Origin of the sequence: Streptomyces atratus, assembly GCF_900119365.1 — a bacterium.
GTDB lineage: Bacteria > Actinomycetota > Actinomycetes > Streptomycetales > Streptomycetaceae > Streptomyces > Streptomyces atratus_B.
In genome coordinates this window covers 55783-70848 of the sequence record NZ_FPJO01000027.1, presented here as the reverse complement: position 1 = coordinate 70848, position 15066 = coordinate 55783, and the positions used below count along the sequence as shown (strand labels likewise).

12 protein-coding genes are annotated in these 15066 nt (G+C 71.1%); 3 read left to right on the top strand and 9 right to left on the bottom strand.

Translation table 11 applies throughout. From position 1 onward, the window contains the following. The 5 genes from BT364_RS41880 to BT364_RS31625 all read right to left on the bottom strand — a co-directional run. Nucleotides 1-2879: non-ribosomal peptide synthetase (locus BT364_RS41880; RefSeq protein ID WP_177328306.1), on the bottom strand; the 2879-nt coding region annotated here is incomplete at its 3' end. 114 nt (nucleotides 2880-2993) lie between these two features. After that, on the bottom strand, nucleotides 2994-4262 hold the full coding sequence (locus BT364_RS31640; RefSeq protein ID WP_072488658.1) for a glutamate synthase-related protein: 1269 nt from the start codon (nucleotides 4260-4262) through the stop codon (nucleotides 2994-2996). Beyond that, nucleotides 4259-5275, bottom strand: a complete 1017-nt coding sequence (locus BT364_RS41875; protein ID WP_072488657.1) for an asparagine synthetase A — start codon at nucleotides 5273-5275, stop codon at nucleotides 4259-4261. Before BT364_RS41875 ends, BT364_RS31640 begins: the two co-directional genes overlap by 4 nt. Continuing rightward, complete coding sequence (locus BT364_RS41870; protein WP_079179720.1) at nucleotides 5272-6678, bottom strand: methylaspartate mutase; 1407 nt, start codon at nucleotides 6676-6678, stop codon at nucleotides 5272-5274. Before BT364_RS41870 ends, BT364_RS41875 begins: the two co-directional genes overlap by 4 nt. Then, nucleotides 6675-7127: a cobalamin B12-binding domain-containing protein gene (locus BT364_RS31625; protein WP_072488656.1), complete on the bottom strand. Its 453-nt coding sequence runs from the start codon at nucleotides 7125-7127 to the stop codon at nucleotides 6675-6677. Before BT364_RS31625 ends, BT364_RS41870 begins: the two co-directional genes overlap by 4 nt. A gap of 261 nt (nucleotides 7128-7388) precedes the next feature. Here BT364_RS31625 and BT364_RS31620 point away from each other — a divergent pair, with 261 nt between their 5' ends. Then, a complete protein-coding gene (locus BT364_RS31620) occupies nucleotides 7389-7670 on the top strand; it encodes a hypothetical protein (protein WP_072488655.1) in 282 nt (93 codons plus the stop codon). A 142-nt stretch (nucleotides 7671-7812) separates the two neighbouring features. After that, nucleotides 7813-8025, top strand: coding sequence for an MbtH family protein (locus tag BT364_RS31615; RefSeq protein WP_072488654.1), 213 nt, complete (start codon nucleotides 7813-7815; stop codon nucleotides 8023-8025). Between the two features lie 230 nt (nucleotides 8026-8255). Here the strand turns inward: BT364_RS31615 and BT364_RS31610 are convergent, their stop codons facing one another. Then, nucleotides 8256-9182 carry an ornithine carbamoyltransferase gene (locus BT364_RS31610; RefSeq protein WP_072488653.1) on the bottom strand — a complete coding sequence of 309 codons (927 nt, stop codon included), beginning with the start codon at nucleotides 9180-9182 and terminating at the stop codon, nucleotides 8256-8258. A gap of 145 nt (nucleotides 9183-9327) precedes the next feature. Continuing rightward, nucleotides 9328-10689: an AAA family ATPase gene (locus BT364_RS31605; RefSeq protein WP_177328305.1), complete on the bottom strand. Its 1362-nt coding sequence runs from the start codon at nucleotides 10687-10689 to the stop codon at nucleotides 9328-9330. 599 nt (nucleotides 10690-11288) lie between these two features. On the opposite strand from BT364_RS31605, the gene BT364_RS31600 reads away from it, so the two are divergent. After that, complete coding sequence (locus BT364_RS31600; protein ID WP_305729121.1) at nucleotides 11289-13982, top strand: BTAD domain-containing putative transcriptional regulator; 2694 nt, start codon at nucleotides 11289-11291, stop codon at nucleotides 13980-13982. Nucleotides 13983-14105: 123 nt separating this feature from the next. Here the strand turns inward: BT364_RS31600 and BT364_RS31595 are convergent, their stop codons facing one another. Both BT364_RS31595 and BT364_RS31590 read right to left on the bottom strand, forming a co-directional pair. After that, nucleotides 14106-14423 carry a hypothetical protein gene (locus BT364_RS31595; RefSeq protein WP_072488651.1) on the bottom strand — a complete coding sequence of 106 codons (318 nt, stop codon included), beginning with the start codon at nucleotides 14421-14423 and terminating at the stop codon, nucleotides 14106-14108. A gap of 139 nt (nucleotides 14424-14562) precedes the next feature. Then, nucleotides 14563-14949 (bottom strand): ATP-grasp domain-containing protein, encoded by a 387-nt coding sequence (locus BT364_RS31590; RefSeq protein ID WP_072488650.1) that lies wholly within the window; start codon nucleotides 14947-14949, stop codon nucleotides 14563-14565. Nucleotides 14950-15066 lie beyond the last annotated feature (117 nt).

Here is a 15066-nt window from a genome sequence, read left to right as displayed (position 1 = left end):
GCTTCGACCAGGCGGTCGAAGGGCAGGTCCTGGTGGCTCCAGGCGGCCAGATCCGTCTCCCGGACCCGGCCCAGCAGCTCACGGAAGCTCGGGTCGCCACTGATGTCCGTACGCAGGACGAGCGTGTTGACGAAGAAGCCGACGAGGTCGTCGAGCGCCTGATCCGTACGGCCGGCGATCGGCGAGCCGAGCGGGATGTCGTGGCCCGCACCGGAGCGGAACAGCAGCGTCGACACCGCCGCCTGGGCCACCATGAACACCGAGGCGCCCGACTCGCGCGCCAACTCCGTGAGCGAGGAGTGCACGTCCTCGGAGAGGTGCACGGTGTGGGTGGCGCCCCGGTAGGAGACGACGGCCGGCCGCTGCCGTACGGCGGGCAGGGTGACCTCCTCGGGGAGGTCAGCCAAAGTGCGGCACCAGTAGTCGAGTTGGCGGGAGGCGACGCTCTCCTGGTCCGCCGGTTCACCGAGCACGTCGCGGTGCCAGAGCGCGTAGTCCGCGTACTGGGCGGGCAACGGCCCCCAGGCGGGGCGCTCACCGCGCGAGCGGGTCGCGTAGGCGGTACTCAGGTCGCGCATGAGCGGCTGGTAGGACCAGCCGTCGGAGACGATGTGGTGCATGACCACCAGGAGTACGTGGTCCTGCTCGCCCAGGCTGAACAGCCGTGCGCGGAACGGCAGATCGGCCGACAGGTCGAAGAAGCGCTCGGACTCCTCGGTGAGCAGTGCGGCGACACCGTCCTCGGTCGCCGGGGTGACCGGCAGCTCCACCCGGATGCTGTCGGCGGGCAGGATCCGCTGGCAGGTCTGTCCCTCGGCCTGACCGAACACGGTGCGCAGGCTCTCGTGCCGCCCCGCGACATCGGTGAACGCGGCCTCCAGGGCGGCGACATCGAGCTCGCCCCGCACCCGGACGGCGAGCGGGATGTTGTACGTCGCCGACGGGCCCTCCAGCTGGTCGAGGAACCAGAGGCGTTGCTGCGCCGCCGAGAGCGGCAGCGGCTCCGGGCGCTCCTGGGCGGTCAGCGCCGGGCGGGCGGACTCGCCGCCGCCGGTGGCGACGTACTCGGCGAGCAGCGCGACGGTCGGGCACTCGAAGAACTGCCGCAGCGTCAGCTGGACGTCGAGCGTGGTGCGCACCCGGCTGACCAGCCGGGTCGCCAGCAGCGAGTGGCCGCCGGAGGTGAAGAAGTCGTCGTCGATGCCGATCGACGGCAGGCCGAGGGAGTGGGCGAAGAGGCCGCAGAGGACTTCCTCGACGGGGTTGCGCGGGGCCCGGCCGCCTGGTGCCGCGCCGACCCGGGGGGCGGGCAGTGCGCGCCGGTCCAGCTTGCCGTTCGGGGTCAGCGGCAGGGTTCCCATCGGGACGACCGCCGAGGGCACCATGTACTCGACGAGCTCCTCGGCCGCGTACCGGAGGAGTCCGGCCCCGTCCAGGACGCCTTCCTCAGCGGGTACGGCGTAGGCCACCAGGCGCTTGTCGCCGGGCCGGTCCTCGCGGACGATGACGGCGGCCTGGGCGACGGAGGGGTGGCGGACCAGCACGGTCTCGATCTCGCCGAGCTCGATGCGGTTGCCGCGCAGCTTGACCTGCTGGTCCGCGCGGCCCAGGAACACGATCTCGCCGTGCTCGTTCCAGGCGGCCAGGTCGCCGGTGCGGTACATGCGGCTGCCGGCCGGTCCGTACGGGTCGGCGGTGAAACGCCCGGCGGTCAGGGCGGGCAGCCGGCCGTAGCCCTGGGCGAGGTGCGGCCCCGCGACGTAGAGTTCGCCGGTTTCGCCCGGGGCGGTGTGGCGCAGCTCGGCGTCCAGGACGTACATGGCGGTGTTCGCCATCGGGATGCCCAGGTGCAGCCGGTCGAGGGTGCGCACCTCGGGGGTGAAGGCCTGGTAGCTGCAGAAGACGGTCGCCTCGGTGGGGCCGTAGACGTGCACGAACGTGGTGTCCGGGCAGTGGTCGAGGGCCCGTTGGAGGGCGGTGGCGGACAGCACGTCGCCGCCGGTCCAGATCTCGCGCAGCTGCCCCAGGGCGTCGATCGCCTCGCTGGCCAGGGCGTCGAAGAGGGCGGTCGTGAAGTAGGCGGCGGTCGCCCCGTAGCGGGTGATGGCGTCGGCCAGCTCGCCGATGTCGATCTTCGGGGCGGACAGTACGACGGCCAGTCCGCCGCGCAGCAGCGGTACCCACAGCTCGTAGGTGGAGGAGTCGAAAGGCAGCGGCGAGTAGGCGAGCACCCGCTCGTGGGCCGCGGCGCCGAAGCCCGGATCCAGGGCCAGTTCGACCACGTTGCGGTGGGTGTTGACGACGCCCTTGGGGGTGCCGCTGGAACCGGAGGTGAACATCATGTACAGCGCCTGGTCCGGGTGGACCGTGACATCGGGTGCGGTGGTGGCCGTGTCGGCCGTGGCGCTCGTGTCGTCGAGCCGCAGGGCGGGCAGGTCGCCCGCGAAGCCGGTCTCCCCGGCCGGACGGTCGGTCACCAGGAGGGTGGCCCCCGTGTTGGAGAGGATCCAGCCGAGGCGCTCCTCGGGCTGGCGGGGGTCGAGGGGGACGTACACCCCGCCGCTCTTCATCACGGCGAGGACGGTGATGACGTAGGCGAAGGAGCGGTCGAAGAGGAGGCCGACCGCGTCGCCGGGCCGTACGCCCTCGGCGACGAGCCGGTGCGCGAGGGCGTTGGCCGCGCCGTCCAGCTCCCGGTAGGTGAGACGGCGGTCCTCGCGGACGAGGGCGACGGCGTCCGGGGTGCGGGCGGCCTGCGCGGTGAAGAGAGTGTGCAGCGCGCCCACGGGCAGGTTCTCGGCCGTGTCGTTGTACGTGGCGACGTGCGCGGGGACGCCGACGCCGGGGGAGAGAGCTGGATCGGTTTGCGGCTGGAACATCTCGACACCTTCTCGGTAGCTCGGATCTCGTGGTCTCGCGGCGTGCCGGGAGACCGACGGAGCCACGGTGGATGACGTGCAATGGGTGCGAAGCGGGGTGGTTGAGCGGGGGGATCAGCCGGTACGGGAACCCGTCGCGGCGTCGGCCGGCAGCAGGACGTCGTCCGCTTCCAGGGCGTTGACGTGGTACTTGCCGACGGAGCTGATCAGCAGTCGGAGTTCGAGGGCGATGGACTCGACCAGCCGGACCAGGCCGGCCTCGGCGTCCTCGTCCACGGCGAGCAGTGCGGCCCGGCCGAGGCCGACGGCGCGGGCGCCGAGCGCCAGCGCCTTCACGGCTCTGGTGCCTTCCCAGATGCGCCCGCTGGCGAGCAGGCAGTGGCCGGTGCGGCCGATGCGGGTGAGGCACTCGCCGAGCGGGAGCCCGACTTGGCCGAGGAAGGCGCTCGGCGCCCAGGCGGTGCCGCCCTCCGCGCCGTCCACGGTGACGGAGTCCGCGCCGGCCGCCCAGGCGGTGGCCGCGGCGAGGGCGATGTCGCGCCCGGGGTGCAGCTTCACCCACACCTTCACGCGGGGGAAGTTGTTCCGCATCAGCCGGATCTGCTGGCGCAGGATCTCCTCGGTGAAGGTGCCGGGGCTGCTGATCCGCAGCACCGAGTCGCTGTCGGCGCCGAACACCTCGTCCATGGCGTACTGTTCGGCGACCCGGTCGCCGGCCTCGCGGCCCAGGACGGTGAGACCGCCGAGCCCCGGCTTGGCACCCTGGCCGACCTTCAGCTCGAAGGCGAGCCGGCCGGTGGCCAGCAGCGGCTCGGACACCGGGTCGCTGTAGACCAGGTTCCACACCTCGGCGTCCGCGTCCTCGGTGGACTGCTGCACCACCACGCCGCCGTGCTCGTCGTCGGCGGCGGCCGTGTAGGCGGCGATCCGGCCGAGCAGCGGGGAGGCCGCGGAGTCGGCGGCGGCGCGGTAGCCGTTGACCGGCACCACGTTCTCCCCGACGACCATCGGGATGCCGAGCCGTCCGGCCTGGCGTCCGGCAGCCTCGCCCAGGTCGTGGCTGGCGACCTGGGTGGAGCCGAACGCGGACACGTAGAGCGGCAGCCGGGAGGTGAACCCGCCGAGCACTGTGTCCAGTTCGACGTCCGTGTAGAGCGGTTCACGGGCCAGGTCGATGAGCTTCTTCAGCCGCTCCGGCATGAACACCGGGGGGACGATCCTGGCGCGTTCCAGCAGGTCGTACGGGTCCTGGCCGACCGGGACCGCGCCCAGCATGCTGCTGCCGTAGGACTCCAGCGCGGGGAAGACGCCGGCCGCTCCGGCCCTGGCCCGGTGCCGCACCTGTTCCTCGGGGAAGCCCGAGGCGCTCAGTACCGTGCTCATGCCGACGTCACTCCGGGGAGCTTCGGGTAGGCGCTGGCCTCCCAGGCGGCGGTGCGACCGGTGACGTACCGGGTGAAGCGCTCCAGACCGATGCCGAAGCCGGAGCTGGCGGGGATGCCGCGGCGGGCCAGGTCGAGGTACCAGCCGTACTTCGCGGGGTTCTCGCCGGTCTCGCGCATCCGGGTGACCAGGGCCGCGTAGTCGTGCTCGCGCTCGCTGCCGCTGGCCAGTTCACCGTAGCCCTCGGGGGCGATCAGGTCGAAGTTGCGCAGGACGCCGGGGCGGTCGGTGTCCTCCTGGTCGTAGAAGCCCCGCGAGCCCTTGGGGTAGTCGACGACGAAGAACGGGCGGCTGGTCTTGGCTGAGAGGATCTCCTCGCCCTCCCAGTCGATCTCGGCGCCCGGGTCCTGCGGGTGGCCGAGCGCGACCAGGTCGGCGGTGGCCTCCTTGTGCGTGGTGCGGTCGAACGCCCCCTGGACCACCTCCCGGAAGGCGTCCCGGTCCCGGCCGAGGAGCTCCAGGTCCCCCGGCATCTCGCGGACGACCTCATCGACGACATGGGCGACGAGCCGCTCGGCGAGCTCCATCGCGTCCTCGCGGCGGGCGTCGCGGATCTCCACGTCGATCTGGTGGAACTCGGCGAGATGGCGGTGCGTGACGGCCGTCTCCAGCGGTTCCAGGCGGACGTTGGGCGCGATGTAGAAGATCTTGTCGAAGGCCGGCAGCGATGCCTGCTTGTAGAGGATCGCGCTGGTCATCAGCTTGTACTTGTGGCCGTAGAAGTCGACGTCCACCTGCTTGGAGCCCCGGATGCCCGGGTCGGTGACCGGTCCGATGACCGGCGGCAGCAGCTCCTGGAACCCCTGCGCGGTCAGGAAGGCCCGGGTCGCCGCGAGCATGCGGCTCTGCACCCGCAGCGTGGCACGGGTCGGCTCGGCGATCAGGTGCTGGTCGGGAGAGGCCGGGAACGAGGGCGCGACGCGGCCGTGGGACTCGGCGATCGTGCTGGTCATGGTGCTACCTCCTGGGTGTGCTGCCGATGGGCCGCCGGGCGACGGGCCGCCGTGGGGAGCGAGGGGCGGGAAGCGGACGGGGGAACGGTGCGGTCGTGCCGGCGCTGTACGAACGACAGGGCGTCGAACAGCCCGGCGGCGGTGAGCCGCCGGCCGCGGTCGCGGACGGGCCCGAGGGGCATCGCCCCGATCTCGGACCAGGTGAGGCGGCCTGACCCGTCGATATGACTCCGGGTGCGGCCCGCGTTGTCGGGGTGCAGGCAGTAGGGGACGTCGAGGTATCCGCGGGCGAAGGCCTTCAGCAGGGCCTGGCCCAGGTCGTCGTCCAGGTTCAGCACGGCGTCCACCAGGGCACGGGCCTCCGCGTAGACGGCGTTGTCCGCGGGGTCGGTGTGCGGGACAGGAGCGTTCCCGGGCCGGGCACCGGTCGCCGTGCGGTGCCGGGCGGCGGCCCGTGCGGCGACCCGCAGGGCCTCGACGTTCTCCGCCACGGTCGGGATGCGGTGCGCCTCGGCCGCGGTCTTCACGATCAGCCGGGCCGCCCCGGTCTCCACGGCCAGTTCGGCCGACCGTTCCAGGAGTTCCAGGGACCCGTGCCGGGTCTGCGGGTAGAGGCCCATGTAGGTGTAGAGGACGATGTGCCAGTCGGTGTCCGGCAGGAACTCGCCGGCCAGGCGGTGCAGTGCGTGCATCGCGTCGCGGTCCTGGTCCGCGTTGGTCTGCTGGGCGTAGCTGAGCGAGATGCTGCGCAGCCCCGCCCGGTGGAAGAAGAGCGCCTCCAGCGCGCTGATGGCGACGAGCAGCCCGGGCGGGCAGAGCTGGCCGAGCATGCAGCCGCCGAAGGTCTCCAGGTGTGGTTCCGCGCCGGTGCCGCGCAGTCCGGCCAGGAAGTCGCAGGCCTCCTGCCAGTTGCGCACGGAGTCCAGGAGCGGGGTGCGTCCGTAGGGCAGGCAGTAGGAGACCGGGCCGCCCTCCGTCGCGTCCAGGCCGAGCCTGGCCAGCGCGGAGACGATGCGCTGGGGGCGGGCCGAGCCGTGCCGGATCTGCACCGGGAAGCCTGCGTCCCGGACGCCGTCGAGGACCCAGCGCGAGGTGTGCGGGCTGTAGGAAGTGATCGGGAATCCGTTGAGCGGGACGCCGCCGTTCAGGGCGCGGGCCGCGGACGCCTCGTCGTTGACCCGGGTGTAGCTGTCGATCGTCATGGTGCCGACGACCGCGTTCGCCGCTCCTTTGGTGGCCAGCAGGCCGGCCCTCATCAGTGCGGGGTCGGAGAAGCCCATGCGGGGCTGGACCACGAGTGTTCCGCGGGCCTGCGCCCCGGCGACGAAGCGGCCGAAGGAGAGCGGTCGCCGGTGCACCGTGGTGCGGCTCCCGGGAGCTGCGTCCTGCACCGGCGCGGTCATCGTTCCACCTCCTTGGGAAGCGAGTCGACGTAGGACTCGAAGGCGGCGATGTCGACGCCGTCCTGGAAGACCGCGTCGAACCCGGCTCTCATGAGGGCGTCGGCCTCTTCCTCCCCGGCTCCGGACACGCCGAGCTTGCCGCCGATGACCGCGGGCAGGCCGGTCAGCTCCCAGCGCGACCGGATGGCTCCGATCAGCGGCTCGGCGTCGTTGAAGCCGTGCCCGTTGACGCTGCTGACGACCAGGAGGTCGGGCTGGAACTTGCAGCAGGACTCGACGATCTCGTCCTCGGGCACACAGGAACCCAGATTGACGACCTTGTGCCCGAGGTCTTCGAGCAGCAGTTGGATGTAGATGAGATTCCAGGTGTGAGCATCGGATTGCAGTCCGGTGACAACAACATCCAGCGGCCCGGATCGATGACGAGCCGCCCATTCCGCAGGCTTCATTGTTCGCTTCGTCCACATCATTGGATGACAAGGGGAGAAAGAGATCCAGGCTTGCCCGGAACTCCCTTTCGGCCACAACCGTAGATTCGCTCCGGAGGCGTTTCCGGCGTGAGCGGCGGCAACTGGGCGGCAGCAGGGGAGCAGTTGGCCGCGAGCCCGGTGCCGGGCGGTCTGCGGGGCGTGAGACTGGCGGCACTGCACCCGCAGAATTCAGCGCCCGGCCCCGTGCAATCCGCCGGCGAAAGACCGAGGAGTCATGACATGGCAGAGACCGGCCACAGCGTCCGTGCGGCGGACGTGCTCGCGGACGTCCTGGCGGAGGTACGGGAACGGGTCGACCGGAGGGAGGCGCTCGGCGAGGCCCAGGTCGCCGTGCTCGAAGCCGCGGTGACCATCGTGCGTGCGGGCCAGCCCGGGTTCGAGGTGATGCCGGTGGAGCGTTCGGAGCTGGTGCGCGAGGCGCTCGGGGCGGTGCGCGCGGCCACCGTGGCGACCGGGGTCGCCCTCACCTACGCACATCAGACGGCCCGCGTGCTCGCCTGATCCCGCGGTCCGTGGTGCCGCCGATCTGCCTGGACTTCTGCCCGGCGAACCGGTCCGCGGCTCCTAGCATTTGTTGCAGCAGAAACACTCAGACACACCTGACGACATTCACGTAAAACATCGTCCAACCGAGGTGGAAATCATGGCAACCAACCCGTTCGAGGACTCCCAGGGCCGCTATGTAGTGCTGGCCAACGAAGAGGGTCAGTATTCGCTGTGGCCGGCCCGGATCCAGCAGCCGGCGGGCTGGGAACTGGTGAAGGACGAGGGCAGCAAGGAGGAGTGCGGAGAATTCATCGAGGCGAACTGGACCGATATGCGGCCGCGTTCGGTGGTTGCGGCAATGGGTGGCTGACCCCATCGGTTGTCCCGGCCCTGGAGGGCGGGTGCGAGGCGCGGCACATGCCCTCCGCACCCGCCCTTTTCCGTCCCCGCCTCTCTCGTACGGCGTACGGAGCGGGCTCCCGTATCCGGGACATGCGGAACGCTCCCGGCGGACACGGGTGGTCTCGGTCGTGAACCCGTGTACGCCAGGAGCCGATGGTGCGGGTGATCAGGTGGTGCCGGTGGCCGTGGTGCGGCCGGTCAGTCCTGGATGCCCCGTACGCACCACTCCAGGACCGCCGCGGCGGCGGTCATCTTGTGGTGGGCCTGCCGCCAGGCCCGGCTCGACGGGCCGTCGAGCACCTCGTCGGTGACCTCCTCGCCGCGGACCGCGGGCAGGTCGTGCAGGAAGACGGTGCGCGGGCCGGAGAAGCGGTCCAGGAACGCGCGGTCGATCCGGAAGCCGTCGAAGTCCTTGAGCCAGTCGGGGTTCTCCTTCGTCACGCCCATGGTCTGCCACCGGCTGGTGTACACCGCGTCGACCGGCTCCTCGACCTCGTCGGCCGTCACGACCTGGCTCACCAGGGCCTTGCCGCCGCTGAGTTCGGCCGCCAGGTCCAGGGTCTCCTTGGGCACCTCGTATCCCGCCGGGCACAGCAGGGTGAGGCGCAGGCCGGGGGCGAGGGCCGCGGCGAGCGCGAGGGCCGCGCCCGAGCTGTTGCCCTCGCCGACGGCAAGCAGGTGCAGACCGTCGAGCGAGCCGAACTCCTCGGCCAGGGTGGCGAGATCGGCGATGGCCTGGGTCGGGTGTTCGTCCAGGCTCAGGGCGTTGACGACGGCCAGGTCCTCGCTGCTGCCGAGCCGGCGGATCTCCTCCACGTCCCCGTTGGTGCGTACGACGAGGGCGTCCAGGTACTGCCCGAGCACCCGGGCGGTGTCCTCGACCGTCTCGCCGGTGGTGAGCTGCAGCTCGTTCGGACCGAAGGTGATCACATCGGCGCCGAGGCGGGTCGCCGCGCTCCAGAAGGATGTCCGGGTCCGCGTCGAGGACTTGCGGAAGTAGAGACCTACTTGGCGTCCGGCCAGCGGCTTCGGCACGATGCCGTCGCGGCCGAACGTGACGGCACGCCGGACGAGGTGGTCCAGCTCGGCGGGCGTGAGGTCGGCGAGGGAGATCAGGTTGCGCATGGGTGAGGTGCCTTTCACGAGGACGGGAACGGGGAACGGGAGGCCCCGGGTGACGCGGCGGGGCGGAGGGGCACGGAGGGAGGGGCGGAGGCTCCCCGGCCGGGGAGGCGCGGGAGCCTGCCCGCGCTTCCTGGCGGGGCGGCCGTCATTCGGCCAGGGCGGCGGCGAGAGCGGCGGGTGCCGACTCCTGCTCGGCGTCGAGCACCGCGCGGACCAGGTTGAGCACGGTGAAGCCCACCGGGTCGCCGGCCGTCGTGGGGAGCCTGCGGATCAGGCCGCGGACCAGCAGGGCATGCACGTCACGGGCGGTCTCGGCCAGGGAGGTGCCGCAGGCCCGCGCGGCTCCGTCCACCGTCCACGGGTCCTCCAGCGTCGCCAGTGCGCGGAGCAGACCGGCGGCCTGCGGGTCGAGCCCGGTCACGGCGGCGGTGAGCCGCTCGCCCAGGGTGGGACCGGCGGCGGGATCGGCGGGCGTCACCCCGTCGAGCAGGACCAGCGGTGTGGTGCGGGCGATGTCCAGGAGCTGCTTCGGGGAGTACAGCAGCAGCCACGAGGCGGCGGCCTCCAGCGCCTGCGGCATGCCGTCCAGGGCCCGGCAGATGTGGGCCACGGTGGTGACGACGGAGTCGGTGGGGAGGAAGTCGGGCCGCATGTAACTGACATGGGAGAGCGTCAGTTCTACGGCCTGCCGGTCCGCGACGAGGGAGCCGCCCACCGGCTCGGCGGCGAGATCGGCGGCGGTCGGCACCGCGAGCGGAGCCAGTGGCAGCAGCCGGCCGCCGGGCAGCTGCACCGGCCGGTCGGTGGTGGTGAGTATTTTCAGGCGCTCGCAGGCGCGCAGCAGACTCAGCAGGCGAGGGGTGACAGATGGTGACGCATCGTGACCATCCAGCACGATCAAGGTCGCCTTGGACCCTATGAGCGCGGCCAGTTCCTCGAATTCCTCGCCGTCGCGGACGAGTGCGCGCACCCATCCGGTCACGGTCGCCTGCGGATTGTTGGGGTCCGCCGCGGTGCTCTCGGCGGTGTCGTCCAGACAGACCCACAGCACCGGAACCCCGTCCCGGGCGTGAATCACCGAGGCGGCCTCCTGGGCGAGCCGGGACTTCCCCACTCCCGGCAGGCCCACCAGGGTCAGCAGCCGCTCGTGATCCGTGCGCAACCGGGCTGTCAGCGCCTCCAGTTCGGGACGCCGCCCGATCAGAGGGCGCAGCGGAGGCGGCGGTGTGGCGAGGCCCGTTCCGTAGATGTCCTGGAAGACGCGCCCCGCGGCCTTTGCATCGACGGCGAGTTCCAGCTCGACGCGCCGCGCGTCGCTCAGCCTCATCGCATTGGCAAGGAGCTTCAGCGTTTCCCTGCGCGGGTGCTGGACCCGCCCGAGTTCCAGGTCGCGAATGGCTCTTACGCTCACCGTGGAAAGCCCGGCGAGCTGTTCCTGAGTGAGTCCCGCCCGCCGGCGCGCATTCTGCAGCAGAACGTCGAGCCCGGGTGCGGGCTGGGAATTCATCATTGTCTCCTCGGTCTCCACATGCTCAGAAAACGCAATGACCGGATACCCGGCCGCCCAGGGCTGTCCGGAACGCACAGTCCGGTCCGGGATCTTTCCGGTCCGCTCACGCTCCGTACGCTCCGTGCTGTCCGTGGCAGCGAAGGCCTGCCGTCGATGAACAGACTCCATCGAGCCATTCCCGAACTCTTCCCGGTGCAGTACCGCCAGTTCCTCCCGCAGCGGATACGATCGCTTCGCGCTGGTGAAGCGCTGCGGCTGCGCAGAGTTGAGGGGGAGGATGCGTGTCAACTGCAGAAGAGTTTCGGCTGCGCTTCAACATTCTTGGCCCGATAGAGGGATGGTCCGACGGGACGCGTCTTCGACTGGGCGGTGTCATACAAGAGCGAGTTCTGGCCACTCTGCTTCTGGAGCCCGGAAAAGTGATTCCGGTTTCCCGGCTGGTCGAGGCGGCCTGGGACGAGGAGCCGCCGACGACCGCCCCCCACCAAGTGCGCAAGGCAGTAGCGGATCTCCGAAGACGGATACCCGGAGGTGCCGACGTCCTCGTCACCGATGGCCCTGGCTATCGCGTCGCTCAGGAACAATGCGAAATCGACGTGGCCGAATTTGGCCTGCTGATACGTGAAGCAAAGCTCAAGGCGTCCGATGGCCGTACGGCCGAAGCCGTCGAGATATTGCGCGGCGCCCTCGCCCTCTGGCGGGGCCCCGTCCTGTCGGGCGGCGGCGGCCCGGTCATCGAGGCGGCGTCCACCTCCATCGAGGAGCGCCGGCTGACCGCGGCGGAGCAGCTCTTCGAACTCCAGCTCGCACTCGGCGACACCGCCGAACTCATCGTGGAAATGCGGGAACTGGTCCAGCAGCACCCCCTGCGCGAGTCCCTGCGCGGCCAGTTGATGCTTGCTCTGTACCGGTCCGGGCGGCAGGCCGAGGCCCTGGACGAGTACGGCAGGGTACGCGAACTCCTCGCCGAGGAGCTGGGCATCGACCCCGGCCCCAACCTGACCAAGCTGTACGAGGGAATCCTGCGGGAGAGCCCCGACCTGGCCGGACCCGAGCCGGCTGCCGCCGCTCCCGTCGTGGCCGTGGCGCTGCCCGCCGAACCCCCCAGCACCCTGCCCTACGACCTCGCCGACTTCACCGGCCGGGACCGGGAGCTGGCCGAAATCCTGCAGGGCGCCGGGAGCGGGGGCGAGCAGGGCCCCCGGATCGTGGCCATCGACGGCATGGGCGGCTGCGGCAAGACCTCGCTCGCGGTGCGGGCGGCGCACCGGCTCGCCCCGGACTACCCGGACGGCCAACTCCACATAGACCTGCGCGGATACACCCCGGGCGACCAGCCGGTGACCGCCGGAATCGCGCTCGACACCCTTCTGCGGGCCGTCGGCGTGCCGGGCAGCCTCATCCCCGACGACGTGCCCGCCCGCACGGCCCTGTGGCGTGCCACCCTGGTCGGCAAGCGGCTGCTGATCCTCATCGACAACGCGGGCGACGCCGCCGCCATCCGTCCGCTGCTGCCCCTCTCCCCCGGCTGCCTCGTCTTGGTCACCAGCCGGGCCCGTCTGGTCGATCTGGACGGCGCGCAGTGGATCTCCATCGGGGTGATGCCGCCCGAGGACAGCGCGATGCTGGTGGCCGAGACGCTCGGTGCCGAGCGCGTCGCCGCCGAGCCCGAGGCGGCCGTGGAGCTCGCCCGGCTCTGCGGCCATCTCCCCCTCGCCCTGCGGATCGCCACCGCCCGGCTGCGCAACCGCCCCCGCTGGACGCTCCAGTACCTGGCGGAACGGCTGCGCGACGAGACCCGGCGGCTCGACGAGCTCAGCTCGGGTGCCCGCAGCGTCTCCGCCACCCTGCGCCTGTCCTACCAGGCCCTGGACGAGGAGTGCCGGAACGCGTTCTCGACGCTGGCCCTCCACCCGGGCAGCGACATGGACGTCCACGCGGCCGGTGCGCTGCTGGGCTCCTCCTCCCGTGACGCGGAGGACCTGCTGGAGATGCTGCTCGACGTCCATCTCGTGCAGCAGCCGGAGATCGGCCTCTACACCTTCCACGATCTGGTCCGCAGCTTCGCGCACAGCCTGCTCGTCGAGTCCCCGGAGGACTCCGCGGCGGTGGAGCGGCTGCTGGGCTACTACCTGACTGCCACCGAGGTGGCGTGCGACCTCCTCTACTCCGGGCGGCGCCGGCGCAGTACCGGTATCGAACCCTCCAAGGCCGAACTGCCCGACCTCGCCGCCCCCGAGCAGGCGCGGAGGTGGTTCCTGCGCGAGCAGACCTCGCTCCTCGCGGCTGTCACGCTCGCCGAGCGCAGGGGTCATGACCGCTATGTGGTGTGCCTGGCCCGCAATCTCGTCTTCCAGCTCAACGACCTCGGGCTCCTGGAGGAGTTCGGCGAGCTGAGCCGGGTCGCGGTCGCCGCCGCGGGACGGCTGGAGGATCTGGCGCTGCTGGGGGTGAGCCTGTCCAACCTGGGCGTCGCCTGCTGGAAACTCGGCCGCCTCTCCGAGGGCCTCGAAGCCGCCCGCAAGAGCCGGGACGTCGCGGTCCGGCTCGGCGACCTGCACACCCAGGCGCACAGCGAGAGCATCCTCGGCCAGTTCAACAGTCTGCTCGGCGACTTCTCCGCGGCCCTGGGCCACATGGAGACGGCGATCGCGCACGAGCGCGACCTGGACATGCCCCGCGCGGAGGCCGAGAGCCTCACCATCCTCAGTACGCTCTACGAACAGTGGGGGCGGTACGAGGAGGCACGGGACGCGGCCGAGAGGTCGGCCGAACTGAGCCGAAAGCTGGGGCAGCACGAGGGACTGCCCGGCGCCATCACCGATCTCGCCTTCGCCCACGTGGGCCTGGGAGCGTACGAAGAGGCAGACCGCTGCCTGGCGGAGGCCCGCGCACTGTACGGGGACGCCGGCAACGAGGTGAACCTCGCCCTGACCCTGGCGCTGTCCGCCGATGTGGAGAACCGGCTGGGGAAGCCACCCCGCGTACCGGACCCGGCGGAGCTCGCCCTCGACATGATGCGGACCAACTCCTCGCCACTGCGCCGGGCCAAGGTGGAGAACGTGGTGGGCCGGCTGCGCCGCCGGCAGGGTGACATGGCGGCGGCACTCGCGCTGCACACCCATGCCCACGAACTCGCCTCGTCCCTCAGCTACCGCATCGAGCAGGCCTACGCGCTCGCGGGCATGGCCGACGCCCTCGGGAACACGCCGGACGCGACCCGTTACCGGGCGGAGGCCGAGCAGCTCTTCACCGACATGGGCGTGCCGGCGGATCACCGGCGCAGCTGACGGCAGCCCGCCCTCGCCGTACGCCGGGACAGTGCGTGTGCACCTCAGCCACCGCATCGATGGACAGCAACGGGCCCCGCACCGTGACTCCGGTGCGGGGCTCGCGTGTCGAGGCGGTGGGGATCACATGACGGGGGACGTCGGGCCCTTGTCGTCGTCGGTGCCCTGCGTGCCGATCACCGTCGGACCCTTGCCGTCGGTGATCGTCCGGGCGACGACCGTCGGGCCCTTGTCGTCGGCGAGCACGTGGGTGCCGATCAACGTCGGGCCCTTGTCGTCGTCGGTGCCCTGCGTGCCGACGATCGTGGGGCCCTTGTCGTCGGCGACAACCTGCTGAATGCTCCGGAAGTCGTTCGACTGCCCCGCCTCGACCGCCGTGCCGATCCCGAAGGCCAGCGTCGCGGCGACGATCCCGAAGATTCCAGCAAGCTTGCGTCCCATGTCCCGCCCCTAAGTGGTGTTTGTGAGGTTCTGCGGTGTTCCGCTTCCCGACACCACTGATGTTGCTGATCGGCGTTCCCGGTCCGTTCCTGCCCCGATACCGCCGCCGGGAACTGCCGCGGGAACGGACCGGCACCGGCTATTCCACGTCGAACTGACAGGCGGCGACCCGCGGCCCGAGGGGGGTGAGCACCACGCGTGTACGGGCCGTTCCCGACTCATGACCGGCCAGGTCGAGGAGCGATCTCACGAGGGAACGGAGCACCGCGCGCTCCGTCTCGTCCAGGACCGCCAGGCCGGTGTCGGCACCGGGCGGCCACTCCACGATCCCGGCCACCGTGTGCATGCCGTTCTCGGTTCTGGTCTCGACGCTCAGCTGGGGCCCCTCCAAGGACTCCGGCGCGGTGTACGGATGGGACTGGACACCGGACGCCACACGCTCGGCCCACCGTTCCACGGTGGACAGGTCCTGGAAGGCCTGGCGGAGTTCCGTCCCGTCGGGCGAACGATCCCTGGGGTCCTTCACGTGAGTACTCCTTACTGCAGACAACTACGGAACGACCCTTGCCTCTCCGGCTCCCGGTTCCCTCCCGAATCGTTCCCGCTTTCTTCCCGTTCCCTCGTTCGCTATGGGAACGCAGCG